At 60.9% G+C, this 26,193-nt stretch carries 22 protein-coding genes and 1 pseudogene; 20 read left to right on the top strand and 3 right to left on the bottom strand.

Annotated elements, in window-relative coordinates:
• The first annotated feature begins 34 nt into the window (after positions 1 to 34).
• The 9 genes and pseudogenes from arnB to FHL16_RS12725 all read left to right on the top strand — a co-directional run bounded on the left by arnB (position 35) and on the right by FHL16_RS12725 (position 10,460).
• Complete coding sequence (gene arnB, locus FHL16_RS12765) at positions 35 to 1,183, top strand: UDP-4-amino-4-deoxy-L-arabinose aminotransferase (RefSeq protein ID WP_077748496.1); 1,149 nt, start codon at positions 35 to 37, stop codon at positions 1,181 to 1,183.
• On the top strand, positions 1,180 to 2,199 hold the full coding sequence (gene arnC / locus FHL16_RS12760; protein ID WP_077748394.1) for an undecaprenyl-phosphate 4-deoxy-4-formamido-L-arabinose transferase: 1,020 nt from the start codon (positions 1,180 to 1,182) through the stop codon (positions 2,197 to 2,199). Before arnB ends, arnC begins: the two co-directional genes overlap by 4 nt.
• A complete protein-coding gene (arnA, locus tag FHL16_RS12755; RefSeq protein ID WP_077748393.1) occupies positions 2,196 to 4,202 on the top strand; it encodes a bifunctional UDP-4-amino-4-deoxy-L-arabinose formyltransferase/UDP-glucuronic acid oxidase ArnA in 2,007 nt (668 codons plus the stop codon). The genes arnC and arnA overlap by 4 nt, the downstream gene beginning before the upstream one ends.
• On the top strand, positions 4,202 to 5,086 hold the full coding sequence (gene arnD / locus FHL16_RS12750) for a 4-deoxy-4-formamido-L-arabinose-phosphoundecaprenol deformylase (protein ID WP_077748495.1): 885 nt from the start codon (positions 4,202 to 4,204) through the stop codon (positions 5,084 to 5,086). The genes arnA and arnD overlap by 1 nt, the downstream gene beginning before the upstream one ends.
• Positions 5,083 to 6,732, top strand: a complete 1,650-nt coding sequence (arnT, locus tag FHL16_RS12745; RefSeq protein WP_077748392.1) for a lipid IV(A) 4-amino-4-deoxy-L-arabinosyltransferase — start codon at positions 5,083 to 5,085, stop codon at positions 6,730 to 6,732. Before arnD ends, arnT begins: the two co-directional genes overlap by 4 nt.
• Complete coding sequence (gene arnE, locus FHL16_RS12740) at positions 6,729 to 7,073, top strand: 4-amino-4-deoxy-L-arabinose-phosphoundecaprenol flippase subunit ArnE (RefSeq protein WP_010460060.1); 345 nt, start codon at positions 6,729 to 6,731, stop codon at positions 7,071 to 7,073. The genes arnT and arnE overlap by 4 nt, the downstream gene beginning before the upstream one ends.
• Complete coding sequence (gene arnF / locus FHL16_RS12735) at positions 7,070 to 7,471, top strand: 4-amino-4-deoxy-L-arabinose-phosphoundecaprenol flippase subunit ArnF (protein WP_077748391.1); 402 nt, start codon at positions 7,070 to 7,072, stop codon at positions 7,469 to 7,471. The genes arnE and arnF overlap by 4 nt, the downstream gene beginning before the upstream one ends.
• Positions 7,468 to 8,849: pseudogene (locus FHL16_RS12730) on the top strand (UDP-glucose dehydrogenase family protein); the annotation flags it as partial. The gene arnF and the pseudogene FHL16_RS12730, both read left to right, overlap by 4 nt.
• A gap of 45 nt (positions 8,850 to 8,894) precedes the next feature.
• Positions 8,895 to 10,460: an ArnT family glycosyltransferase gene (locus FHL16_RS12725; RefSeq protein WP_238706171.1), complete on the top strand. Its 1,566-nt coding sequence runs from the start codon at positions 8,895 to 8,897 to the stop codon at positions 10,458 to 10,460.
• 385 nt (positions 10,461 to 10,845) lie between these two features.
• Here the strand turns inward: FHL16_RS12725 and FHL16_RS12720 are convergent, their stop codons facing one another.
• Positions 10,846 to 11,811: a LysR family transcriptional regulator gene (locus FHL16_RS12720; protein WP_077748390.1), complete on the bottom strand. Its 966-nt coding sequence runs from the start codon at positions 11,809 to 11,811 to the stop codon at positions 10,846 to 10,848.
• Positions 11,812 to 12,170: 359 nt separating this feature from the next.
• Here FHL16_RS12720 and argH point away from each other — a divergent pair, with 359 nt between their 5' ends.
• The 11 genes from argH to FHL16_RS12665 all read left to right on the top strand — a co-directional run bounded on the left by argH (position 12,171) and on the right by FHL16_RS12665 (position 24,146).
• Positions 12,171 to 13,598 carry an argininosuccinate lyase gene (gene argH / locus FHL16_RS12715; RefSeq protein WP_010460054.1) on the top strand — a complete coding sequence of 476 codons (1,428 nt, stop codon included), beginning with the start codon at positions 12,171 to 12,173 and terminating at the stop codon, positions 13,596 to 13,598.
• A 153-nt stretch (positions 13,599 to 13,751) separates the two neighbouring features.
• A complete protein-coding gene (locus FHL16_RS12710) occupies positions 13,752 to 14,630 on the top strand; it encodes an amino acid ABC transporter permease (RefSeq protein ID WP_010460052.1) in 879 nt (292 codons plus the stop codon).
• 10 nt (positions 14,631 to 14,640) lie between these two features.
• Complete coding sequence (locus FHL16_RS12705; RefSeq protein ID WP_010460050.1) at positions 14,641 to 15,405, top strand: amino acid ABC transporter ATP-binding protein; 765 nt, start codon at positions 14,641 to 14,643, stop codon at positions 15,403 to 15,405.
• 39 nt (positions 15,406 to 15,444) lie between these two features.
• On the top strand, positions 15,445 to 16,269 hold the full coding sequence (locus tag FHL16_RS12700) for an ABC transporter substrate-binding protein (RefSeq protein WP_077748389.1): 825 nt from the start codon (positions 15,445 to 15,447) through the stop codon (positions 16,267 to 16,269).
• 139 nt (positions 16,270 to 16,408) lie between these two features.
• On the top strand, positions 16,409 to 17,257 hold the full coding sequence (locus FHL16_RS12695; protein WP_010460047.1) for a polysaccharide deacetylase family protein: 849 nt from the start codon (positions 16,409 to 16,411) through the stop codon (positions 17,255 to 17,257).
• Entirely contained in the window at positions 17,250 to 18,137 is an 888-nt protein-coding gene (locus FHL16_RS12690) for a polysaccharide deacetylase family protein (RefSeq protein ID WP_077748388.1), read from the top strand. The genes FHL16_RS12695 and FHL16_RS12690 overlap by 8 nt, the downstream gene beginning before the upstream one ends.
• Positions 18,134 to 19,513 (top strand): MmgE/PrpD family protein, encoded by a 1,380-nt coding sequence (locus FHL16_RS12685; protein ID WP_077748387.1) that lies wholly within the window; start codon positions 18,134 to 18,136, stop codon positions 19,511 to 19,513. Before FHL16_RS12690 ends, FHL16_RS12685 begins: the two co-directional genes overlap by 4 nt.
• A gap of 106 nt (positions 19,514 to 19,619) precedes the next feature.
• Positions 19,620 to 20,798, top strand: a complete 1,179-nt coding sequence (locus tag FHL16_RS12680; protein ID WP_077748386.1) for an MFS transporter — start codon at positions 19,620 to 19,622, stop codon at positions 20,796 to 20,798.
• Positions 20,799 to 20,958: 160 nt separating this feature from the next.
• Entirely contained in the window at positions 20,959 to 21,666 is a 708-nt protein-coding gene (locus FHL16_RS12675; RefSeq protein ID WP_010460040.1) for an HPP family protein, read from the top strand.
• A gap of 218 nt (positions 21,667 to 21,884) precedes the next feature.
• On the top strand, positions 21,885 to 22,991 hold the full coding sequence (locus tag FHL16_RS12670; RefSeq protein ID WP_077748385.1) for an enoyl-CoA hydratase/isomerase family protein: 1,107 nt from the start codon (positions 21,885 to 21,887) through the stop codon (positions 22,989 to 22,991).
• Between the two features lie 3 nt (positions 22,992 to 22,994).
• Positions 22,995 to 24,146, top strand: coding sequence for an acyl-CoA dehydrogenase family protein (locus FHL16_RS12665; protein WP_077748384.1), 1,152 nt, complete (start codon positions 22,995 to 22,997; stop codon positions 24,144 to 24,146).
• Between the two features lie 116 nt (positions 24,147 to 24,262).
• On the opposite strand, the gene FHL16_RS12660 is transcribed toward FHL16_RS12665, so the two are convergent.
• Together FHL16_RS12660 and FHL16_RS12655 are read right to left on the bottom strand one after the other, a co-directional pair.
• A complete protein-coding gene (locus tag FHL16_RS12660) occupies positions 24,263 to 25,036 on the bottom strand; it encodes an enoyl-CoA hydratase (RefSeq protein ID WP_077748383.1) in 774 nt (257 codons plus the stop codon).
• Positions 25,037 to 25,049: 13 nt separating this feature from the next.
• The gene (locus FHL16_RS12655; protein WP_077748382.1) at positions 25,050 to 26,177 is read right to left on the bottom strand and encodes an acyl-CoA dehydrogenase; all 1,128 of its coding nucleotides are present in this window, start codon (positions 26,175 to 26,177) and stop codon (positions 25,050 to 25,052) included.
• Between the last annotated feature and the right edge of the window lie 16 nt (positions 26,178 to 26,193).

Raw genomic sequence — 26,193 nt, 5'->3', positions numbered from 1 at the left:
TTTGCTGAAGGAAGCCGTTCGCCCGGAGATTCTTATGAATGAGGCGTTTCTCCCCTTCTCCCGCCCGACTATCGGCGATGAGGAAATCGCAGCCGTAGAGCAAGTATTGCGCTCCGGCTGGATCACTACCGGGCCGAAAACCCAGCAACTGGAAGAGCAATTTGCCCACTATGTCGGCTGCCGTCATGCCGTTGCACTTTCTTCGGCCACTGGTGGTATGCATATCACGTTACTGGCCTTGGGCATTGGTCCGGGCGATGAAGTCATTACGCCGTCGCAGACCTGGGTGTCCACCGCCAACATGATCTGCCTGCTGGGTGCCAAACCGGTCTTCGTCGACGTTGACCGCGACACGCTCATGTGTGACCTGGCCAGCATCGAGGCGGCGATCACGCCGCGCACCCGGGCAATCATTCCGGTGCATTACGCCGGTGCCGCCTTCGACCTTGATCCACTTTACGCATTGGCCGACAAACACGGCATCCCCGTCATCGAAGACGCCGCCCATGCAGCAGGCACCTTCTATAAAGGTCGACATGTCGGCGCGAAAGGCACGGCGATCTTCTCGTTCCACGCGATCAAGAACATGACCTGCGCCGAGGGCGCGATGTTCGTCAGCGACGACACCGCGTTGGCCAACCGGGTACGCATGCTCAAGTTTCATGGGCTGGGCGTTGATGCCTACGATCGGCTGACCCACGGTCGCAGACCTCAGGCACAAGTGATGGAGCCGGGTTTCAAATACAACCTGGCCGACATCAATGCCGCCATCGCCCTGGTGCAGCTGGAGCGTCTGGGTGCGATCAACGCCAAGCGCACCGAGCTGGCGCGCACCTACCTGCAACGCCTCGAAGGTTTACCGGTGCAACCGCTGGCCATCCCGACGTATCCGCAGCGGCACGCGTGGCACCTGTTCGTCCTGCGCATCGACGCCGAGCGCTGCGGACTGGATCGCGATGCCTTCATGAGGATCTTGCAGGAACAGAACATCGGCACTGGCATTCACTTCATCGCCACGCACCTGCACACCTGGTACCGCCAGCGTTTCCCTGACCTTCACCTGCCCAACACCGAATGGAACTCGGAGCGCCTGTGCTCGATTCCGTTGTTCCCCGACATGACCACCGATGACGTCAATCGTGTCGTCGACGCCATCGAAAACACACTGGAAAAAAGCCTGTGAAACCGTATCCGATCCGTTGCGTGTCGATCGTCATCCCGGTCTACAACGAACAGGACAGCCTGCCCGAGCTGCTCAGGCGGACCGAAGCGGCCTGCCGTTTGTTGCGCCATGACTATGAAATCGTGCTGGTCGATGACGGCAGTCGCGACAACTCCGCGCACATTCTTGAGGAGGCCGCCAATCGAGAGTGCAGCCCGGTGGTGGCGGTCATTCTCAACCGCAACTACGGCCAACACGCAGCAATCATGGCCGGTTTCGAGCAGTGCAAAGGCGATGTGGTGATCACCCTCGACGCCGACCTGCAAAACCCGCCGGAAGAAATCCCTCGCCTGGTGGCGCAGGCCGAGCTGGGCTATGACGTGGTTGCCACGGTACGCAACAACCGCCAGGACTCCGCGCTGCGCCGCTGGCCGTCGAAGCTGATCAACCTCGCGGTGCAGCGTTCCACCGGCGTGGCCATGAGCGATTACGGCTGCATGCTGCGCGCCTACCGCCGCAGCATCGTCGACGCGATGCTCGCCTGCCGCGAACGCAGCACCTTCATTCCGATCCTGGCCAACAGCTTTGCCCGGCACACCACGGAGATCCTGGTGACCCACGCCGAACGTGAACACGGCGAATCCAAATACAGCCCCATGCGCCTGGTCAACCTGATGTTCGACCTGATCACCTGCATGACCACCACGCCGCTGCGGTTGCTGAGCATCGTCGGCTTCGCCATGGCCGGACTCGGCTTGCTGTTCGCCACGGCGTTGATCGTCCTGCGCCTGGTGTTCGGCGCCGAATGGGCCGGCGACGGCACATTCGTGTTGTTCGCCGTGCTGTTTGTGTTCACCGGCGGGCAGTTCATCGGCATGGGCCTGTTGGGCGAATACCTGGGCCGCATGTACAGCGACGTCCGCGCCCGCCCCCGATTCTTCGTCGAGAAAGTCCTGCGTAGCCAACCCGCCACGCCAGTACCCGTTGTCACCGTCGACGGCCTCACTAACACTTCTTCCGATCAGGTTCTCTCATGAGCGCAAAAGCTGTTGTCTTCGCCTATCACGATATCGGCTGTGCCGGCATCGAAACCCTGCTTGACGCGGGCTTCGAGATCGCCGCGGTGTTTACCCACGCCGATGATCCGAAGGAAAACACCTTTTACGCCTCCGTGGCGCAACTGTGTGCGCGCAAGGGCATCCCGGTTCATGCCCCGGAAGATGCCAACCATCCGTTGTGGATCGAGCGCATCAGCAAGCTGAAACCCGATTACCTGTTCTCGTTCTACTACCGCCAGCTGCTGAGCGAACCGCTGTTGGCCACGGCACGCAAAGGTGCGTTCAACTTGCACGGTTCATTGCTGCCACGCTACCGGGGTCGGGCACCGGCCAACTGGGTGCTGGTCAACGGTGAAAGTGAAACCGGCGTGACCCTTCACCGTATGGTCAAGCGCGCCGACGCCGGCGCAATCATCGCCCAGCAACGGGTGGCCATTGAACGCAGCGACACGGCGCTGAGCCTGCATGGCAAATTGCGTGTGGCCGCCATCGACCTGCTGCGCGATGCCTTGCCGGCGTTGCGTCAAGGCACCGTCAGCGAAACCCCGCAGGACGAATCCAAAGCCACGGTGTTCGGACGTCGCACCCCGGCCGACGGCAAGCTTGTGTGGAAGCGCCCCGCCGAAGATCTGTTCAACCTGGTCCGCGCCGTCACCCAGCCGTACCCAGGCGCGTTCTGTGCCGTTGGCGAACACAAGCTGATCGTCTGGAGCGCAGAAGTTGCCAAGGGCAACGCAGGCCAGGCACCGGGCCGGGTCATCAGCGTCGATCCGCTGCGCATTGCCTGTGGCGAAGACTCTTTGGTCATCACCTCCGGCCAGCGTAACGACAACGGCTTGTACCTGAGCGGTCCGCAACTGGCCAGCGAACTGGGGCTGGTCGACGGTTCCGTGTTGCGTGGCGCCGAGTCCGGCCGCGCGCCACGCCGCACTCGGGTGCTGATCCTGGGCGTCAACGGCTTCATCGGCAATCACCTGTCCGAGCGGCTTTTGCGCGACGACCGATACGAGGTGTACGGCCTCGATATCGGCTCCGATGCCATTGACCGCTTGCGCAGCCATCCGCGTTTTCACTTCGTCGAAGGCGACATCAGCATTCACTCCGAGTGGATCGAATACCACATCAAGAAGTGCGACGTGATCCTGCCGCTGGTGGCGATAGCCACGCCAATCGAATACACCCGCAACCCGCTGCGGGTGTTCGAACTGGATTTCGAAGAGAACCTGAAACTGGTGCGCTACTGCGTCAAATACAACAAGCGCGTGATCTTCCCGTCGACCTCCGAAGTGTATGGCATGTGCCAGGACCAGAACTTCGACGAAGACAGCTCCAACCTTGTCGTCGGCCCGATCAACAAGCAACGCTGGATCTACTCGATCTCCAAGCAGTTGCTCGACCGGGTGATCTGGGCCTACGGCCAGAAAGGCCTGAACTTCACCCTGTTCCGTCCTTTCAACTGGATGGGCCCGCGCCTCGACCGGCTGGACTCGGCGCGGATCGGCAGCTCCCGGGCCATCACCCAACTGATCCTGAACCTGGTGGAAGGCACGCCGATTCGTCTGTTCGACGGCGGCGAGCAGAAACGCTGCTTTACTGACATTGCCGACGGCGTCGAAGCGCTGGCCCGGATCATCGACAACGAGAACGATGCCTGTAATGGCCAGATCATCAACATCGGCAACCCGGACAACGAGGCCAGCATTCGTCAGTTGGGCGAAGAACTGTTGCGTCAATTCGAAGCGCACCCGTTGCGCGACAACTTCCCGCCGTTCGCCGGTTTCCGCGACGTGGAAAGCAAGGCGTTCTACGGCACCGGCTACCAGGACGTGTCCCACCGCAAACCGAGTATCGCCAACGCCAAGCGCCTGCTGGACTGGACGCCGACGGTGGAGATGAGCGAGACCATCGGCAACACCCTGGATTTCTTCCTGCGTGAGGCCATGCTCGAAATTGCCGAGCACTCCAAAGAAGAATCATGCTGATGCGGGCAGGCCTTCGGATCGATGTCGACACTTACCGGGGCACCCGTGAGGGGGTGCCGCGACTGCTGGAAATCCTCGATGAAGCACAGGTCAAGGCGACGTTTTTCTTCAGTGTCGGGCCGGACAATATGGGGCGCCATCTGTGGCGCCTGATCCGCCCGCAATTCCTCTGGAAAATGCTCCGTTCCAACGCGGCCGGCCTGTACGGCTGGGACATTCTGCTGGCCGGCACGGCCTGGCCGGGCAAACCGATCGGCCGCGACCTCGGGCACTTGATGCGTCAGGCCCGGGATGCGGGCCATGAAGTCGGTCTGCACGCCTGGGATCACCACGGCTGGCAGGCCAATGCCGGGCGGTGGAGCGAGGCGCAGCTGATCGAACAGATCCGCCAGGGCGTCGACACCCTCAGCGACATCCTCGGGCAAGCCGTCGAGTGCTCGGCGTCGGCCGGTTGGCGTGCGGACGAACGCGTGATCGAGGCCAAGCAGGCCTTCGGCTTTCGCTACAACAGCGATTGCCGCGGCCAGAGCCTGTTCCAACCAAGATTGGCCGGCGGTGGCTTGGGGGCGCCGCAGATTCCGGTGGACCTGCCGACCTTCGATGAAGTGGTGGGCCCTGCCGTCGAAGCCAAAGACTTCAACGGGTTCATCCTCGACCAATTCTCCGCTGAAAAACTCAACGTCTACACGATCCACGCCGAAGTAGAAGGGATTCTGATGGCCAACGATTTCCGTCAACTGCTGGCCGATGCGCGCCAGCGTGGTATCGGCTTTAAACCCTTGGGCGACCTGCTTCCCGCAGCCCCGGGCGCCTTGCCAGCGGGCCGGGTCGTGCGCGGCCATCTCGAAGGCCGGGAAGGCTGGCTGGGAGTGCAAGGCGCATGAGCAGACGCTGGGGACTGCCGCTGCTGTTGGGGGTTTTTCTGTTGGCGTATCTGTTGCCGTTGGGCAGCCACGGCTTATGGATTCCCGATGAAACCCGCTATGCGCAGATCAGCCAAGGCATGCTCCTGAGCGGCGACTGGGTATCGCCGCATTTCATGGGCCTGCGCTATTTCGAAAAACCGGCAGCCGGGTACTGGGTGATTGCGGCCAGCCAGGCCTTGTTTGGCCAGAACCTGTTTGGAGTGCGCTTTGCCTCGGCGCTGAGCATGGGCCTGAGTGTGTTGTTGTGTTTTCTGATCGCCCGTCGTTTGTGGAACGAACCGCGCAAAAGCTTTGCCTGTGCGTTGCTGTACATGAGTTTCACCGTGGTCGCGGGCCAGGCCGGCTACGCCAATCTCGACCCGCAATTCACCTTCTGGGTCAATCTGAGCCTGGTCGCGTTATGGTTCGCGCTCGACAGCGACCGCCGTGGTCCGCGCCTGATGGGTTGGGCGGTGCTGGGGCTGGCCTGCGGCATGGGATTCATGACCAAGGGCTTTCTCGCCTGGTTACTGCCGGTGCTGATCGCCCTGCCCTTCATGATCTGGCAAAAACGCTGGCGTGAGCTGCTGGTCTACGGCCCCGTGGCGATCATCGTGGCTATTGCGGTCAGTCTGCCGTGGGCGCTGGCGATTCACTCGCAGCAACCCGATTACTGGCGATTTTTCTTCTGGCACGAACACGTACGTCGCTTTGCCGGTGACGACGCCCAGCATGACGCGCCGTGGTGGTTCTATTTGCCGTTGCTGGTGGCGTTCAGTCTGCCGTGGGTGGCATTGCTGCCGTCGGCGTTGCGGCAAGCATGGACAACCCGTGGCCAGGTCCGCATTGGTTTTCTGCTGCTGTGGCTGGTAATGCCGCTGCTGTTTTTCAGTCTGAGCAACGGCAAATTGCCGAGCTACATCTTGCCCTGCCTGCTGCCATTGGCCTTGCTGTTGGGGCATACCCTGGCCGACCGACTCAAGCTGGAGCAAGGCCGGGTCCTGGGCCTCAACGGTTTGCTGAACTTGCTGCTGGGGCTGACCGCCCTGCTCGCACTGGTTTACCTGCAACTGAAAAAGCCGCTGTATAACCATGAACTGCACAACCTGGTGCTGGTGTTCATCGGCCTGATCGGCTGGATCATGGCCAACCTGCTGCAAGCTTTCAGACCCCTGCAATGCTGGGCCGCACCGGCCTTCGGCAGCCTGCTGCTGATCGGTCTGCTGCCCGCCGGGCTGCCCGACTCGGTGGTGGCCAACAAGATGCCCGACCAGTTCATCCGCCATCACGCCGATGAACTGGCGCAGACCGGGAAACTGTTGAGCAACGATCTCGGCGCCGCGGCCGCCCTGGCCTGGCGTCTGAAGCGCCCGGACGTGGCGTTGTACAACACGATAGGCGAACTGAAATATGGCCTTGCTTATCCTGACTCGGTGCAGCAGCGCGTCGATCCCGATCAGGTTCAGCAGTGGATGCGCAACGCCCGTCAGAGCGGCTCGGTCGGCGTGGTGATGCGGGTCAAGGGTGAGGACGAGCTGCAAGAAATCGAACGGCTGCCCAAGGATGGCAAGCGCTATGAACAAGGCAATCTGGTGATTCTGATCTTTCCTCAGGGTGCGTCATGAGCCTGCTCCTGCTGTTGGCCGCGTGCCTGCTGACCTGCCTGGGCCAGATCGCCCAGAAGTACGCCGTCGACAGTTGGCGGGCGAAGCCGTCAGCCTGGGGCGAGAAACTGCGCTCGCCGTGGTTGTGGCTGGCACTCGCTGCGCTGGGGTTGGGTTTGCTGGTCTGGCTGCTGGTGTTGCAGCGCCTTGAAGTCGGCATTGCCTACCCGATGCTCAGCCTGAATTTCGTGCTGATTACCCTGATCGCCCGGTTTGTCTTCCACGAGCCCATCGACCGCCGGCACTGGCTGGGCGTGGCGCTGGTGATCGGCGGTGTGATTCTGCTGGGGCAACACGCATGAGCCTGCGTCGCGGAATCAGCTTCGCCATGGGCAGCGTGCTGCTCGGCAGCGCGGCGCAGTTGGGCATGCGCTGGAGCATGACGCGCCTGCCTTCCCCCGAACATCTACTGACTTCCAGCATCGATCCAGTGGCGGTCGCCGTGGTGCTGGGGGCGATTCTGGCCTACGGAGTTTCAATGCTGTCCTGGCTCGCCGCCCTGCGGGATGTGCCGCTGGGCCGGGCCTATTCGCTGCTGAGCATCAGCTACGCGCTGGTGTATCTGCTGGCCGCCAGCCTGCCGCTGTTCAACGAAGCGTTCAGCGTTACAAAAACCCTCGGCGTGGCCCTGGTCATGCTCGGAGTCATCACCATCAACTCACGTCCGGCTCGCGCGCCCGAACGCAGGAGTGCCTCATGAAAATCAGTGTATTTGGTAGCGGTTACGTTGGCCTGGTGCAAGCCGCCGTCCTCGCGGAAGTCGGCCACGACGTGGTCTGCATGGACATTGACGAGAAGAAAGTCGAATTGCTGCAACAAGGCCACGTGAGCATTTTCGAACCGGGGCTGGCCAGCCTGGTGCGCGAAAGCCTGGAAGCCAAACGCCTGCAATTCACCACCGATGAAAAACTCGCGGTGCAGCATGGTCAGGTGCTGTTTATTGCGGTCGGTACACCGTCCCGGGACGATGGCTCGGCGGACCTGCGCTACGTGTTGTCGGTGGGCGAAGCGGTTGCACGGCATCGTGAGCAGCCGGTGATTCTGGTGGAGAAATCCACGGTACCTGTGGGCACGGGCGACACCTTGCGTGCGCATATCGACAAGTGCCTGATCAAGGTCGGCCGCTTGCTGCAGTTCGATATCGTCTCCAACCCCGAATTTCTGAAGGAAGGTTCGGCCGTCGCGGACTGCCGGCGCCCGGACCGGATCGTCATCGGCTGCGACAGCGATGACGTGCGCGACGTGATGCGCGACCTTTACGCGCCGTTCAATCGCAACCACGACCGCATCATGTTCATGGACCTGCGCAGCGCCGAGCTGACCAAGTACGCCGCCAACTGCATGCTGGCCACCAAGATCAGCTTCATCAACCAGATCGCCGAACTGGCCGAGCATCTGGGTGCGGACATCGAATCGGTGCGCCTGGGCATCGGCGCCGACTCGCGCATCGGTTACCACTTCATCTACCCCGGCTGCGGGTATGGCGGTTCGTGTTTCCCCAAAGACATGCGCGCGCTGATTCACAGCGCCGAAGAGGCGCACTGCTCCAGCGACCTGTTGCAAGCGGTGGAAGCGATCAACCAGCGGCAGAAGCACAAGCTGTTCGAGCGCATCAACGCGTTCTACAAGGGTGACTTGCGCGGCAAGACCTTCGCCGTGTGGGGCCTGGCCTTCAAACCCAACACCGATGACATGCGTGATGCGCCGAGCCGGGTGCTGCTGGAATCGCTGTGGGCCGCCGGCGCCAGCGTGCGCGCATTCGACCCGGAAGCCATGCAGGAAACCCAGCACCTGTATCCCGAGGAGTCGAAGTTGATGCTGATGGGCACACCGGAATCGGTATTGGCCGGTGCCGACGCGCTGATCATTTGCACCGAATGGCAGCAGTTCAAGGCCCCGGATTTCAACCTGATCCAGCAACGGTTGAAGGCGCCGGTGATCTTCGACGGACGCAATTTGTACGACGCCGAACGCCTGGCACGCAGCGGTTTCCTGTACTTCCCGATAGGCCGTGGGGAATCACGCAAATTGCCGATTCCGTTCCAGCAGTGGCCCGCGAATCAGGTCGTCGCTTGATCGCCGTATCGGCGCCCATACGCCGGCAGTCCTTGTGGCTGGGGCTGATGGCTCTGGGGCTGTTCAGCGCCGGGGTTTATCAGCAGGCCGCCATCGGTTTCGATTCGCGTTTTGTGCTGTTTGCCGAGGAAATGCTGCGCCATGGGCCGTCGGTTTTTCCGACCACCTATGGCCAGCCCTACGCCGATTACTCGGCGCTTTCGACCCTGTTCATCTGGGTCCTGTCGTTGCCGTTCGGACAGGTCAACAGCCTCAGTGCCTGGTTACCAAGCGCAATTGCCGGGGCGGTAATCGTTACGCTGATGTACCGCTTGCTGGCGCCCTACTCCCCACGTTGGGCGCTGCTGAGCATCGCGTTGATGTTGATGACCAACACCTTCGTCACCGAAGTCCGAGCGGTGTCCCAGGACCTGATGCTCGCGGCGATCGCCTTTGCAGTGTTCTATCTGGGTTATGCCGCGGACCACTTTTCGGCACCCCGGCGCTGGCTGCTGATTTTTGCCCTGTTGCTTCTGGGCTTTGCGGTTCGTGGCCCGATCGGGCTGGTGGTCCCGACTGGCATGCTATGCAGTTATTGGCTGCTCAATCGCCAATGGCAGCGGCTGTTCGGCTTCGGCCTGACGGCGGCGGTGCTGCTGGCCGCAAGCGTCGGCACGTTGTTATGGCTGGCCGAAAGCCGTGGCGGTCCCCTGTTCATGCAGGATGTCGTGCGCATGCAGTTTCTGGGGCGAATGGACGGCAGTGAAGGCGTGAGCGGTTCGCTGTATTACTTCACCGGATCGCTGGGCAACTATGCGCTGGCGTATCCGTTGGCGCTGCTGGTGTTGGCGGCAGTCTGGCTGCCCCATCAGCGCCAGGCAGGTCCGGCGCTGCGCCTGTTGCAGTACTGCACGGCGGCGGCGTTGATTGTGATGGTCGGACTGTCGATTCCCCAAGCAAAAAAGGCCCGCTACCTGCTGCCGATGTTGCCCATGGCCGCGATCATTGCCGCGTACCCGTTCCAGGTCGCGCGGGGGCGGGTTTTCGTTTGGTTGCGCGGTTTGATGCAAGGAGTGTGGTTGTTGACGCCCTGCGTATTGATCGGCGTGTTGCTGTACGCCCATCGACGGTTTCCCGAGCAACTGACCTCGATCACTTCGATGCTGATCATCCTCGCCGCGCTGCAAGTGATCGCACTGGCCACGCTTTTCAGGCCCCAATGGCGGGCACAGACCTTGGCGTTTTGCGCGGTTCTGGCGTTGTGGTCGGTCTACATTCTGGTGTTCGAACCGGTCGAACGCCGGCTCTACGACACCCAGACGTTCAGCCGCGCGGCCTTTGCGCTCGTGCAAAACGATCCGGCGCCGCTGGTATTGCATGGCATGGGTAAAGACGCGAAGGCGATCAAGTTCATGGTCAATATCGATGAGGACTTGCAACCGGTGTTCACCGAATCGATTCAGGAGCTGGAACAGCTTCAACTGCCGGCGTGGTTGATGATGGACGCGCGTGACTATCGGGCTTTGCAAGGCACGCCGTTCGCAGCCGTGCCGCCGGTGTTGAGCGGCCGATTCGACAAAGACGATTACGTCTTGCTGCACCTCAACCCGCCTTCGCAGATGCCGAGCCCGTGAGGCTGCTGCTAAAGTGCACGGATCAATGTCATTGCCCGCCGTGCCCACTCCACCGACGCCGCCCTCCCCGCCATCGAGCGTTCGGCGGCTGGCCACCGCCAAGTTTAAAAGAAGAATATTTTTCGCAAGAATTTACTTATCATTTCTTGCACTGGCTTCCACACCATGATTATTTTTTCCGCGATTACTGACTTTGCAGATATTGATTCTATTATTCGCAGAATAAGGGGCGGGACTTGTTATATCGGCTTATCAATTTATCTTTTGATCGCCTTCCCAAAAAAACTTGAGAAGGTACTGTAAAAAACAAATCAGATTGATTAAAACAGATGACGATGCGCAGCCTGAAATAATCCCTGTCTTGCGTATCAGATGTGTCTGACTTTCAAACCGGCGCCTTCAGATCCACACCCAACGCCCGCGCAAACGCCTTGACCAGCGGGCTGCGCACGGTGTTGTGGCGCAGGATCAGATTGAACGGCGTGACGATGCTGATCAGGTCCGGGCGCACCGCGCGAAATTGCCCCTGAGCCGCCATCGATGCAGCGTAATGCTGCGGCAAAAAGCCCAGGAAACGCCCGGTCTTGATCAGCAATGCCACGGCTTCCACCTGAGTCGCCGAGGCTGAAAAACTGTCGTAGTGGACGAAATTGAGTTTGTCGCGATGAATCGCGTAGCGATGGTTGATGAACTCGTAATCCTTGAGCACGTGGCTGCCGATTTCGGCGTCCGGCATCGAGAACAGCGGATGACCGAGCGCGCAGTAAACCTCCGAGCGCTCTTCATACAGCGCGTAGTAATCGAACTCTTCACGCTTCTGATAAACAGGAACGATGCCCGCCACTAACCGCCCCTCTACGACGCCTCTTTCGACTTCATCCAGTTGCGATGACTGAAGTTGGAACCTTACTTTAGGTGACTCTTCATTGATTCTTCTAAGCGCGGCCACTAACGGTGAATTATCGTCGGAGATTGTATTGTCAATAACACCTACCCCAAGGTCACCGACAAGTTCATTCTGCGCCGAACTAAGCCGATCACGAAAGTTGTCGACCGAGGCAAACAAGTCGATGGATGCCTGGTACACCAGACTGCCTTCTTCGGTCAGGTGAAAGCCTTCCCGGCCTCGGGTGCACAGGCGCATGCCGATGCGGATTTCAAGGTCGGAAATCTGTTTGCTGATGGCTGCCAGCCCCACATTCAGCTCGTTCTGGGCGGCACTGAAGCCTCCGGCCTCGACCACGGCCTTGAACACTTTGAGCAGTTTGAAATCCAGGCCACTGAGGGCCAGCGGCGCCCGATGCGACGTTTTCGGTGGCGGGTTTCCGGAATTGGAAAGTGGGGTTTCCATAATGCTTATTTACCTCTGGCGCCCTATTCAACACTCTGTGTCCAACAACAAAAATAGTGCTGGTAAATAATAATGAACACAGAAAACCAGGCTTGGCAACCGCTAATAATCCCCGTACTTCAGTGCCAACTCACTGATTTCGAACTATTAAAAGCTGACACTTCGATCAGCTCTCGCAACGATATAACTGCCCCTATTGAAACTGCTTTGGCCTGACCACGCCCGGTTGATTTTTTAACGATCCCGGCACGGGTTCCAGGTCCGGCATACCGATCTGTAGGAGCGAGGCTTGCCCGCGAAGCTCTTCGGCATCACACCAAACTAATGACTAACTTCCGGCTACGACGAGGAAAACAACAATGTCTCAATCCACCGACCGTCTCTGGGGTGCCCGCTTCAAAAGCGGCCCGTCCGAAGCCCTGGCGGCGTTGTCCCGTTGCCCCGAACGCTACTTTCGCCTTACCCCGTATGACCTCGCCGGTTCCAAGGCGCATGCCCGTGAATTGCAGCGCGCCGGGCTGTTGAGCGAGCAGGAAACCCTGACCATGCTCGACGCTCTGACGCGCATCGGTGATGACTTCCGTGCCGGCAGCATCGCGCCGACCCTGGACGACGAAGACGTCCACACCTTTATCGAACGCCTGCTGACCGAACGCCTCGGCGCCCTCGGTGGCAAACTGCGCGCCGGGCGGTCCCGTAACGACCAGACCGCCAACGACCTGCGTCTGTTCCTGCGGGATCACGTGCGCACCCTGGCCGTCGAAGTACTGGCCTTGCAGCAAGCGCTTGTGGATCAGGCCGAGCAACACATCGAGAGCATCTGTCCAGGCTTCACTCACTTGCAGCAAGCGCAACCGATCGTCTTCGCTCACCACTTGCTGGCTCACGCTCAATCGATGCTGCGTGACGTGCAACGTCTGGTGGACTGGGACAATCGCACCTCGCTGTCGCCACTCGGCGCGGCGGCCATGGCCGGTTCCGCCATCGCGCGCCTGCCGCAGCAGTCGGCCAAGGAAATGGGCTACAGCGGCGTCTGCGAAAACTCCATTGACGCCGTGGCCAGCCGCGATCACGTCGCCGAGTTTCTGTTTATCGCCAGCATGCTCGGGATCAACATTTCCCGCCTCGCCGAAGAGTTTTGCCTGTGGTCGTCGCGGCAATTTCGCTGGGTCGCGCTGGACGATGCCTACGCCACCGGCAGTTCGATCATGCCGCAGAAGAAGAACCCGGACATTGCCGAACTGGCACGGGGCAAGGCTGGCCGCTTGATCGGCAACCTCACCGGGTTGTTATCGACGTTGAAATCCCTGCCGCTGTCATACAACCGCGACTTGAGCGAAGACAAGAACGGCGTGCTCGACAGCGTCGACACGCTGCTGCTGGTGTTGCCGGCCATGGCCGGGATGGTCGCAACCATGAAGGTCAACGTCGAAGAACTGCGTCGCCAGGCACCGCTCGGTTTCACCCTGGCCACCGAAGTCGCCGACTGGCTGGCCATGCGCGGCGTACCGTTCAAGGAAGCGCATGAAATCACCGGCGCGCTGGTCCAGGCCTGTGAGAAACACGACATTGAATTGTGGGAAGCATCGCCGGCGCTGCTGGCCGAGATTGATCCACGCCTGACCGCGGAAGTGCGCGAGAGTCTGACCCTCGAAGCTGCCATCGCCGCCCGCAGTGGCTGGGGTGGCACGGCGCCGCAACAGGTGCGCGAGCAGATCGGCCGTCTGAAAACCGCCCTCGCGGCGCAGCAGCAATGGACCGAGAACTATCAGGGTTTCCGCCTCTGAAGCAGCACGCAAAAACCCGTAGGAGCGAAGCTTGCTCGCGAAGAGGTCATGTCAGTCGACCTCAATGTTGAATGTCACACCGCTTTCGCGAGCAAGCTTCGCTCCTACAGGGGATTTTGGTTGATCTGAAAGAACAGTGTACGGAGAAACAACATGAGCCAGACTCAGGCAGAACGACTCCAGCGGGAGCGAAAACTGGCGGAAAACCAGTTCGACATTACCCAATACCACCACGTGCCCCGGCGTTATTACGGGCGGATTTTCTTCGCCACCGTGATCGTCATTGCGATCCTCGGGCTGGTACGCGCCTTCGCCGAAGGCAAGATCGAATGGTCGTACATCGGCCAGTTCCTTACCTCGCAAGCGATCATGTGGGGTTTGCTCAACACCATCGTCATGGCGGTGCTGGCGATGGCCCTGGGCATCGTCTTCGGGGTGATCACAGCGATCATGCGCATGTCGGCCAATCCGATCCTGCGTTATGTGGCGGTGACCTACACCTGGCTGTTTCGCGGTACGCCGCTGATCCTGCAACTGCTGTTGTGGTTCAACCTGGCGCTGATCTTTCCCACCATCGGCATTCCCGGCGTGTTCGAAATGGACACCGTGACTCTGATGACCCCGTTCGTGGCCGCCCTGCTCGGCTTGAGCATCAACCAGGGCGCCTACACCGCTGAAGTGGTGCGTGCCGGCTTGCTGTCGGTGGACACCGGGCAGTACGAAGCCGCCAAGTCGATCGGCATGCCGCGCCTGCAAGCCCTGCGCCGGATCATCCTGCCGCAAGCCATGCGGGTGATCATTCCGCCGGTGGGCAACGAGTTCATCGGCATGGTGAAAATGACCTCCCTGGCGAGCGTCATCCAGTACTCGGAGCTGCTCTACAACGCCCAGAACATCTACTACGCCAACGCCCGCGTAATGGAGCTGCTGATCGTCGCCGGTATCTGGTACCTGGCCACCGTCACCGTGCTGTCCTTCGGTCAAAGCCGTCTGGAGCGTCGTTTCGCTCGCGGCGCCGGCAAGCGTTCTTGAGGAGCCCCACATGAGAAGCATCGTCAAGGCCGTGAGCCTGAACAAATATTACGACCAGTTCCACGCGCTCAAGGACGTCAACATCGAAGTCGAGCAAGGCGAAGTGCTGTGCATCATTGGCCCGTCCGGCTCCGGCAAAAGTACCTTGCTGCGTTGCGTCAACCAGCTGGAAAAGATCGACAAGGGCGGCCTGTGGGTCGACGGCGAACTGGTGGGTTACCGGGTCGTCGGCAACAAATTGCACGAGCTCAATGAGTCGCAGATCGCCCGTCAACGCCTGTCCACCGGCATGGTGTTCCAGCGTTTCAACCTGTTCCCGCACATGACTGTGCTGCAAAACATCATCGAAGGGCCGTGCCAGGTGCTCAAGCGTTCGCCCAAAGAGGCGCACGAAGAAGCCGTGGAATTGCTCGCTCGCGTCGGCCTGGCCGACAAGCGTAACAGCTACCCGATCGAACTCTCGGGTGGTCAGCAGCAACGCGTCGCCATTGCCCGTGCCCTGGCCATGCGTCCCAAGCTGATGCTGTTCGATGAACCCACTTCGGCACTCGACCCGGAACTGGTCGGTGAGGTGCTGTCGGTGATGCGTGACCTCGCGCAAACCGGCATGACCATGATCGTCGTCACCCATGAACTGGGCTTTGCCCGTGAGGTTGCCAACCGCATGGTGTTCATGGACGGCGGGCAGATCGTGGAGGCTGGAAGCCCCGAAGAAATACTAATAAGTCCGCAAAACCCGCGCACCCAAAGCTTCATTTCTGCCGTTCGAACCTAAGCGCCGTTTGGCGCTCACAACACTCATAAGAGAACGACCATGAAGAAAATAGTTATCCCAGCAGTGCTCGCAGGCGTTATGGCTTGCGGCGTCACCTTCGCCGCTGAGCTTCCGGCCGGCATCAAGGAAAAAGGCGAGGTCGTTGTGGCGATCATGCCGAACTACCCGCCGATGGATTTCAAGGACCCGGCCACCAACACCCTCACCGGTCTCGACGTTGACCTGGGCAATGCCCTGGCCGAACGTCTGGGCGTGAAGATCAAGTGGCAGGAAACCGGCTTCGAGCAAATGATCAATGCCCTGACCACCGACCGCGTGGACATGGTGATGTCGGGCATGACCGACACCGCTGAACGCCAGGCCAGCGTGACCTTTGTCGACTACTTCACCAGCGGCCCGCAGTTCTACACCTTGCAGAAGAACAAGGACTTCAACGAGATCACCGACCTGTGCGGCAAGAAAGTCGGCACCAGCCGTCGTACCACCTTCCCGGCGGAAATTGCTGAATACAGCAAGGCCCATTGCGAAGGCGCCGGCAAACCGGCCATCGTGGTGGTCGGCACCGAAGGCTCGGCCGATGCCCGCGCGCAATTGCGTCAGAGCCGTATCGATGCGGCCATGCAGGGTAGCGAAACCCTGCCGTATCTCAAGACCCAGGAAAAGGACATGTACAAGACCGTGGGCCTGCCAATCTCCCAGCAGTTCACCGGCCTTGGCGTGAGCAAGAAAAAGCCTGAGTTGAGTGAAGCGGTGAAGGTCGCGTTGCAGAGCATGGTCGATGACGGCAGCTATCAGGCGATCCTCAAGAAATGGGACCTGGAACTGGGCGCGATCAAGACCGTGACCATCAACGCCGGCAAGTAATGCTTGCCTGTAGGAGCGAGGCTTGCCCGCGAAGGCGGTGTTTCAGTCAGCAGAGATGTTGAATGTACCGGCCTCTTCGCGAGCAAGCTTCGCTCCTACAGGAACTGCGTTTTACTTATAGATAAAATGGAGCGCCACGATGTCCTCCTCCCCCCAACCCACCTGGCCCGACCCGCACAAAGCCTGCCTCGCCCTGGCCTTCGACCTCGATGGTCCGACAGGCGATGCGATGCTCAACGGTTCGATCTGGCGCAAGCCCGAGTACTTCGGTTTTGGCGGTTATGGTCCTTACCGGGCCTTGCCGCGGATTCTGGATTTGCTCGACGAATACCGGATCCCGACGACCTTTTTCGTCCCGGCCTGGGTCGTGGAAAACTGGCCGAAACAGTGCCAGGCGATTGTCGAGCGCGGGCATGAGGTGGCGTACCACGGCTACAAACACGAATCCTTTTACGCCCTGGCGCTGGAACAGCAAAAGGACGTGATGAACAAATCCCGCGAGGTGTTCTGGAAACACCTGAACATCCGCGCCGAAGGTTTCCGCACCCCCTCCGGCGACTGGCGAGCCGAGACTCCGGCGATGCTGGTGGAAGCCGGCGTGACTTACTCCAGCAGCATGCGCGGCGATGACCGCCCGTACCTGGTGAAAGTGCCGGGCCATGAAACCCCGCTGGTGGAAATCCCCGGCCGCTGGGAAATGGACGACTACGCCTCCCTCGCCTATACCCGTGCGCCGGACTTCCCCTCGGGGCTGGACCGCACCGCCAGCTACGCACTGACCCTCGACAACTGGTGCCGCGAGTACGACGGCGCGATGAATGAAGGGCTGTGCCTGACCACCCTGTTCCACCCCAAGATCACCGGCAAGCCGGGGCGCATCCTGCTGTTGGAAAAACTCTTCGAACACATGCGTCAGCGCGACGACGTGTGGTTTGCCACCTGCCGCGATGTCGCCCAGTGGTGGCTCAAGGAGCATCACCATGGCTGATTCCACCGTCTGGCCCAAAGGATACCGCTGCGCCGTGGTCCTGACCGTCGACTACAACGACATCCACGGCATCCTGACCCAGGCGCCTGAAGTCGCCGGCCGCGACAAGACGCTGTCGGTCTGGCGTTACGGCACCCAGCGCGGCGTCGAGCGGTTGCTCGGTTTGTTCGCCGAACTCGGGGTAAAAAGCAGCTGGTGCATCCCGGGCATCGTTGCCGAGGAAAACCCGCAACACCTTCGGGCGATTCAGGCCGGCGGGCATGAGATCGCCTGCGCCGGCTATCGCCACCAGAACTACGACCTGCTCGATCTGGCCGGACAAAGCGCCGAGATTGCCAAGGGTTGCGAAGCGCTCGCGGCACTGACCGGCCAGCGTCCGAGCGGGTTTCGCATCCCGGCCGGTAACGGTGCGCCGGGCTTCATCGAGGCGCTGAGGAACCAAGGCATTCGCTGGTCTTCGTCGTGGCGCGGCGATGATTTGCCGTTCGCTCACCCCACCGCCCCCGAAGTGATCGAGCTGCCGTTGCACTACGAACTGGAAGACGAGCCCTATTTCGCCTTCAACCTCAGCCCGGCGGTGCCGCCGGCACAATCGCGAATCGCCTCTTACAGCCACACCCTGGGCAACCTGCAAATGGACTTCGCCGGGTTTCGCCGGTTTGGCCTGTGTTACGTGCTGCGCCTGCACCCGGAAATCATTGCCACGCCGGGGCGAATTGGCGTGTTGCGTGAATTGCTTGAGGGCATGCAGCAGCACGATGACGTGTGGATCGCCACGGCCGGCGAGGTCGCGCAATGGTGGGCCGATTCGGCAGTCCCCGTGACCGAGGATCATCCGGCATCGGTGTATGAGCGGCATTACCGGGATTACCTCGTATGACTGAACGCATGCAGCGACTCGCGCAGTTTTGCGTCGACACGCGCTTTGAAGATTTGCCACCGGCCCTGGTGGCGCAAGCCAAACGGCACATCCTCGACACCTTCGGCGTGACATTGGCCGGGGCTGACAGCGAAGTGGCGAAACAGGCGCGTCAGGTATTCGCAAGTGAAGCCGGTGACACCCTGGTCTGGGGCACTGATCTGCGCATGGGCGCCGCTCAGGCCGCGATCCTCAATGGCATCGCCGCCCATGCCCTGGAACTGGACGACACCGGGGGCTGCGACCACTCCGGCGCGGTGGTGCTGCCGGCGGTGATGGCTGCGGTGTCGATGCAGACCGAACCGGTCAACGGCCGCGAGTTGATTACCGCCGTGGTTATTGGCTACGACGTCAGCCGTCGCGTGCTCGAAGCCTGCGGCGGCTATTCGGCGCACAACGGCGCGGGCTGGCATTCGACCGCGACCTGCGGGGTGTTCGGCGCCGCAGCGGCGAGCGCGCGGATCCTTGGACTGGACGCCGCGCAAACCGTGTCGGCACTGGGCATCGCTGGCAGTTTCAGCGGTGGGCTGTGGGCCTTCATCCACGACGGCTCGCAGAGTAAAAAGCTGCACAGCGGTCGAGCGGCCGAAGGTGGATTGCTGGCGGCGCGGTTTGCTCAACAAGGCATCAGCGGACCGAAAAAGTTGTTCGAGGATGTCTGGGGCGGTTTTCTCAGAACCCTGGCCGGCGTGGCTTCAAACCCGACCGCGCTCGATGCGGATCTGGGCGTCGTGTGGAAGCTCGCCCGCTGCTCGATCAAGCCCTACGCCGCGTGCCGGGGGACTCATTCGGCAATCGATGCGTTGGGGTTGTTAATGGATCAACTGCAGGTCGGCGCCGATCAGATTGAAGACATCGACGTCTCGTTGTGCGGGTTTCTTCAGGACATGTGCGGTGGGCAGGATGTCAGCACGCTCGCGGCGGCACAGATGAGTTTGCCCTATGCCCTCGCCGCCCGGCTGGTTCATGGTCATTGCCGGCTGGAAGCCTATGACGAGGCGCAACGGGGCGACCCTCGGATTGCTCACTGGATGGCGCGCATTCGTCTTGAAGTGGATCCGCAACTGTCAGAGGATGGCGAGCCCGTCATCCGCGTGCGGACGGTGGACGGTCGGCAGGCAAATCTTTGTGTCGACCCGCCATTGGGCGCGCCGGGGAATCCGTTGAGTGATGCGGCGCTGGAGGAGAAGTTTTTCAGTCTGGCCGGGCGGGTGATGCCCCAGGAGCAGGCTGGGGAATTGCTTGAGCAATTGTGGCGGTTGGACACACTTGAATCGGTGTTTTGCCTGTGCGGGCCTCTTCGCGGGCAAGCCTCGCTCCTACAGGTCATGCGTTGATCATGCGGACACCAACAACTTGTAGGAGCGAGGCTTGCCCGCGAATGAAGGCGACACGGCTCCACGTCGAACACTACAAAACCTAAATAAGGACATTTGCCCCACCGTGGCCACTTACTCGCTCGTAATCCGCCGGTTGATGATCGTTTCGCTGACCATCGTCGTCAGCCGCGCCATCACCAGCCCGCTGCTCACCTTGTTCCTGAGCAACAAGCTCGGCCTCAACCAGCAGGACGTCGGTTTGCTGCTGGGCATCGCGGTGTTCATCGCCACCCTGCTCGCGCTCTATGGCGGCTACATCATCGACCGCCTCGAAAAACGTCGGCTGCTGATTCTGGCGATGCTCTCCAGCGCCATCGGCTTCGTCCTGCTGACCTTCGCCGAAAACCTCTACCTGACCACCGCCACCCTGGTCATCACCGAAACCGCCTCGGCGCTGTTCCTGATCGGCTCGAAGGCGATCCTCAGCGAAAACCTGCCGATTGGCCAACGCGCCAAGGCATTTTCCCTGCGCTACACCCTGACCAACATCGGCTACGCCACCGGCCCGATGCTCGGCGTGGTGATTGCCGGGGTGTACCCGATTGCGCCGTTCCTGATAGCCGGCGGCATCGCGTTCTTCAGCATTTTCCTGATGATCGGCATCCCCAGGGACTCGTCGCAGACACCCCCGATCGGCCAACCCCAAAGTTTTCTCAAGACGCTGATTACTCTGAAGAACGACCGCACACTGATCATGTTCACCTGCGGTTGCCTGCTCAGCACCGTGGTTCACGGTCGATTCACCCTGTACCTGTCGCAATACCTGCTGGTGACCCAAGACTCCAAACGGGCGCTGGAAACCATGGCCGCCCTGCTCGCCTGCAACGCCATCAGCGTGATCCTGCTGCAATACCAGATCGGCCGATTCCTCAAGCGCGAACAGCTGCGTTACTGGATCGCCGGCGGCACCAGTCTGTTTATCGTCGGGCTGATCGGCTTCAGTCTGGCCGACAGCCTGGTGAGCTGGTGCGTGGCGATGTTCATCTTCACCCTCGGCGAAATGATCATTTACCCCGCCGAATTTCTCTTCGTCGACACCCTGGCCCCGGAAGAACTGCGCGGCAGTTACTACGGCGCACAAAACCTCGCGGCCCTCGGCGGAGCCCTGAGCCCGGTGATTTGTGGTTTCCTGCTGATGCACACACCGGCGCCCACCATGTTTTATGCCCTGAGCGCGCTGACGGCCATGGGCGGGTTCCTGTGTTTCATGAGCGGTCGCCGAGTCGCGTTACAGCAAAAATAATGCACTCAAACTGCATTAATATGAATTTGTCAGCATCGGGAATGAACGGCACACTGTGCCCCGTTCCTCCCCCAATAGTTGGAACACCTTCAAGGGCTTTCTGGGTTTCCCAGTTAAGCCTTTTTTTTTCCTGGATTTTTACCAACGGATCGTTTGCCTCATGCTCGCTCGCTGGTTACCTGCCGCCATCAACACCCGTCCTTCCGAATGGAGCCGTGCTGCCATTGGCATGTCCCTGGGCACGCTGTTCAGCGTCTGGCTGTGCGCCCAAGTGTTCGGCATGGAAGTGGCGCAACATTTGATCGGGCCGTTGGGCGCATCGGCGGTGTTGCTGTTCGCGGTGTCCTCCGGCGCCCTCGCCCAGCCATGGTCGATTCTGGGCGGCTATTTGAGTGCCGGCGTCGTTGCGCTGCTGGTCGCACATGTTCTCGGCCGAACCCTTGGCAGCGCCTGCCTGGCGGCGGGCATGGCGCTGATCCTGATGTGCTGGCTGCGTTGCCTGCACCCACCGGCCGGAGCGCTGGCGTTGCTGTTGGTGCTGGCCGATCCGGCAACCATCGCGCTGGACTGGAAAGCCCTCGGCGCGGTGATGCTCGCCGCATCGACCATGCTGCTCTGCGCGCTGGCCTATAACAACCTGACGCGCATTCGCTACCCCAAGCGCGCCGCCGAGCCGGTGCCCATGGTGCCGGCGGATCATCCGCCGATCGACAGCCAGGCCATCACCGCCCAGGACTTGAAACTGGCATTGGCGGACATGGAGGCGTTCTTCGATGTCACCCCGGAAGACCTGGAACAACTGATTCATATCAGTGAGTTACACGCCAAACGTCGCAGTATTAGTGAAGTGCTGCGTCATAGTTCCTGACGGCACACCTCCCTGCTCGCGAAGACGCCCTGCCCGTCAACCTCAATGTTGAATCACACAACGCCTTCGCGAGCAGGCTCGCTCTCACAGGCCCATGCAAATATGCAGAAAGCACCTGCATATATCCCGGTTGTACATCATAAATTTGCACTGGTACGATCCGGGATCGCTCGCGCGCGAGCTTCTCTATAAAGAACAATAAAAGCAGGGAGTTAGTGATGACTGCTCAGGTTTCATCGAAAGAGACTTCGTTCATGGATGCCACGCAAAACGAAGTGCTGGCCGAGGTCCGCAACCACATCGGTCACCTGATCCTCAATCGCCCCGCCGGTCTCAACGCCATTACCCTGAACATGGTCCGCCACCTGCAGCGCCAGCTCGACGCCTGGGCGCAGGATCCGCAGGTTCACGCGGTGGTCTTGCGCGGTGCCGGCGAGAAAGCGTTCTGTGCCGGCGGCGATATTCGCTCGCTGTATGACAGTTTCAAAAGCGGCGACACGTTGCACGAAGACTTCTTCGTCGAGGAATACGCCCTCGACCTCGCCATTCATCACTACTGCAAACCGGTGCTGGCCCTGATGGACGGTTTTGTCCTCGGCGGCGGCATGGGCCTGGTGCAAGGCGCTGACTTGCGGGTGGTTACCGAGAAAAGCCGTCTGGCGATGCCGGAAGTGGCCATCGGTTATTTCCCGGACGTCGGTGGCAGTCATTTCTTGCCACGGATTCCCGGTGAGCTGGGGATTTATCTGGGCGTCAGCGGCGTGCAAATCCGCGCAGCCGATGCGCTCTATTGCGGCTTGGCAGACTGGTTTCTGGAAAGCGAAAAACTCGGCGCCCTCGACGAGCAACTCGACCAGCTCGAATGGCGCGACACGCCGCTCAAGGACCTGCAAGGGCTGCTGGCGAAACTCGCGGTGCAACAACTGCCCGATGCGCCACTGGAAGCGCTGCGCCCGGCCATCGATCACTTCTTCGCCCTGCCCGATGTGCCGAGTATTGTTGAGCAACTGCGTGAAGTGACGGTCGCCGACAGCCATGAATGGGCCATGACCACCGCCGACCTGCTGGAGAGCCGTTCGCCGCTGGCGATGGGCGTGACCCTGGAAATGCTGCGCCGTGGTCGGCACTTGAGCCTCGAAGACTGTTTCGCCCTTGAGCTGCACCTGGACCGTCAGTGGTTCGCGCGCGGCGACCTGATCGAAGGCGTGCGCGCCTTGCTGATCGATAAAGACAAGCAACCACGCTGGAATCCGCCAACCTTGCAGGCGCTGGACGCCGAGCACGTCGCGAGTTTCTTCAGCGGTTTTGACCAGAGCGGGAACTGAGCCATGCACGATATCGAATTGAGCGAAGAGCAAGTCATGATCCGCGACATGGCCCGGGACTTTGCCCGCGGCGAAATCGCGCCCCATGCGCAAGCCTGGGAAAAGGCCGGCTGGATCGATGACGGTCTGGTGGCGAAGATGGGTGAACTCGGCCTGCTGGGCATGGTGGTGCCGGAAGAATGGGGCGGCACCTATGTCGACTACGTCGCCTACGCCCTGGCGGTAGAAGAGATTTCGGCCGGCGACGGCGCCACGGGCGCATTGATGAGCATCCACAATTCCGTGGGCTGCGGCCCGGTGCTCAACTACGGCACCGAAGAACAGAAACAAACCTGGTTGCCGGATCTGGCCAGCGGCCAGGCGATCGGCTGCTTCTGCCTGACCGAGCCGCAAGCCGGCTCCGAAGCGCACAACCTGCGCACCCGCGCTGAACTGCGCGACGGCCAATGGGTGATCAACGGCGCCAAGCAATTCGTCAGCAATGGCAAGCGGGCAAAACTGGCGATTGTGTTTGCCGTGACCGATCCGGACCTGGGCAAGCGCGGCATCTCGGCGTTCCTGGTGCCGACCGATACCGCCGGTTTCATCGTCGACCGCACCGAACACAAAATGGGCATTCGCGCCTCCGACACCTGCGCGGTGACTTTGAGCAACTGCACGATTCCCGAAGCCAATCTGCTGGGTGATCGCGGTAAAGGGCTGGCCATCGCCCTGTCCAACCTCGAAGGCGGCCGCATCGGCATCGCCGCGCAGGCGCTGGGCATTGCCCGGGCAGCGTTCGAAGCCGCACTGGCGTATTCGCGGGATCGGGTGCAGTTCGACAAACCGATCATCGAGCACCAGAGCATCGCGAATATGCTCGCTGACATGCACACACGGCTAAACGCGGCGCGCTTGCTGATCCTGCATGCGGCTCGGCTGCGCAGTGCCGGCAAACCGTGCCTGTCCGAGGCTTCGCAGGCCAAGCTGTTTGCGTCGGAAATGGCCGAGAAAGTCTGCTCGTCGGCGATTCAGATTCATGGCGGGTACGGGTATCTGGAAGATTACCCGGTGGAGCGCTATTACCGGGATGCGCGGATTACGCAGATTTATGAAGGGTCGAGCGAGATACAGCGGATGGTGATTGCCCGGGAGTTGAAAAACTATCTGGTGTGAAGCTTGAAAGCTTCGCGGGCAAGCCTCGCTCCTACAGGTTATCGGTGTTCGCATGAACGACCCGTAACCCAGTAGGAGCGAGGCTTGCCCGCGAAGGCGTCGGTGAGGTCGCTACATCACTTACCCTGGAACTGCGCCTCACGCTTGGCAATGAACGCCGCCATCCCTTCCTTCTGATCCTGCGTCGCAAACGCCGCATGGAACACCCGGCGCTCAAAGCGCACGCCTTCCGACAGGCTCACTTCAAACGCGCGGTTGACGCTTTCCTTGATCATCATCGCGATCGGCAACGACTTCTTGGCGATCAACGCGGCGACTTTCAGCGCTTCTTCCAGCAGTTCATCCGCCGGCACGATCCGCGCGACGATCCCGCAGCGCTCGGCTTCTACCGCATCAATCAAACGTCCGCTCAGGCACATTTCCATGGCCTTGGCCTTGCCCACGGCGCGGGTCAGGCGCTGGGTGCCGCCCATACCCGGCAGCACGCCGAGGTTGATTTCCGGCTGGCCGAATTTCGCATTGTCGCCGGCAAGGATGAAATCGCACATCAGCGCCAGTTCACAGCCACCGCCCAGGGCGAAACCGTTGACCGCTGCAATGATCGGCTTGCGGCGGTTGGCCACGCGATCGCTGTCGCTGAACAGATCGTCCAGATAGATCTGCGGGTAGGTCAGCTCGGCCATTTCCTTGATGTCGGCGCCGGCGGCGAAGGCTTTTTTCGAGCCGGTCAGCACGATGCAGCCGATGTTCGAATCAGCTTCCAGGCCATCGAGGGCGTGGTTCAGTTCGCTGACGATCTGCGCATTCAACGCGTTCAGCGCCTGCGGACGGTTGAGGGTGATCAGGCCTACACGACCGTGGGTTTCCAGCAAAATCGTTTCGTAACTCACAATGGACTCCTTCTTAAAGATTGCGCGAAATAACCATGCGCTGAATATCGCTGGTGCCTTCGTAGATCTGGCAAACCCGCACGTCGCGGTAGATCCGCTCCAGCGGGAAGTCGTTCAGGTAACCGTAACCGCCGAGGGTTTGCAACGCCGAGGAGCAGACCTTCTCGGCCATTTCCGAGGCGAACAGCTTGGCCATGGACGCTTCGACCAGGGCCGGTTGACCGCTGTCCCTCAATGCAGCGGCGTAATGCACCATCTGCCGGGCGACGGCGATTTGCGTCGCCATGTCTGCCAAGCGGAAGGCTACGGCTTGATGTTCGATGATCGGCTTGCCGAAACTCTCACGCTCACGGGCGTAGTCGCGGGCCGCTTCAAACGCGGCGCGGGCCATGCCCACCGATTGCGAGGCGATACCGACACGGCCGCCTTCAAGGTTGGCCAGGGCGATCCGGTAACCTTCGCCCTCCTCACCTAACCGGTTGGCCACCGGCACTTTGACGTCTTCGAAGAGAATCTGGCAGGTGTCGGAGGCGTGCTGACCGAGTTTGTCTTCGACCCGGGCGACTTTGTAGCCCGGCGAATCGGTCGGCACGATCAGCGCCGTGATGCCGCGCTTGCCGGCACTCGGGTCGGTCACGGCAAACACGATCACCACCCCGGCGTTCTGCCCGGACGTGATGAACTGCTTGCAGCCGTTGAGCACGTAGTGATCGCCTTCCAGACGCGCACGGGTTTTCAGGCCGCTGGCGTCGGAACCGGCCTGCGGTTCGGTCAGGGCAAAGGCGCCGAGCATCGCGCCGCTGGCCAGTGGCTTGAGGAAGCGTTCTTTCTGATCGTCGTTGCCGTACTTGAGGATAGGTACGCAACCCACGGAGTTGTGCACGCTCATGATCGTCGAGCAGGCGCCGTCACCGGCGGCGATTTCTTCCAATGCCATGGCGTAGGCCAGGTAACCGGTGTCGCAACCGCCCCACTGCTCCGGCACCAGCATGCCGAAGAAGCCCAGTTCGGCCATCTCACCGATGGCTTCCTTGGGGAAGCGGTGTTCGCGGTCCCACTCGGCGGCAAACGGTTTCAGCCGTTCCTGGGCGAATTGTCGGGCCATGTCGCGGATCTGTTGTTGGTCGTCATCGGGAATCATGGTGAATCCTTAAAAA

The organism is Pseudomonas sp. FSL W5-0299 (assembly GCF_005930655.1).
GTDB classification, from domain to species: domain Bacteria; phylum Pseudomonadota; class Gammaproteobacteria; order Pseudomonadales; family Pseudomonadaceae; genus Aquipseudomonas; species Aquipseudomonas mandelii.
The sequence above is the reverse complement of the archived record's forward strand: the minus strand, read 5'-3'. Positions and strand labels throughout refer to the sequence as shown.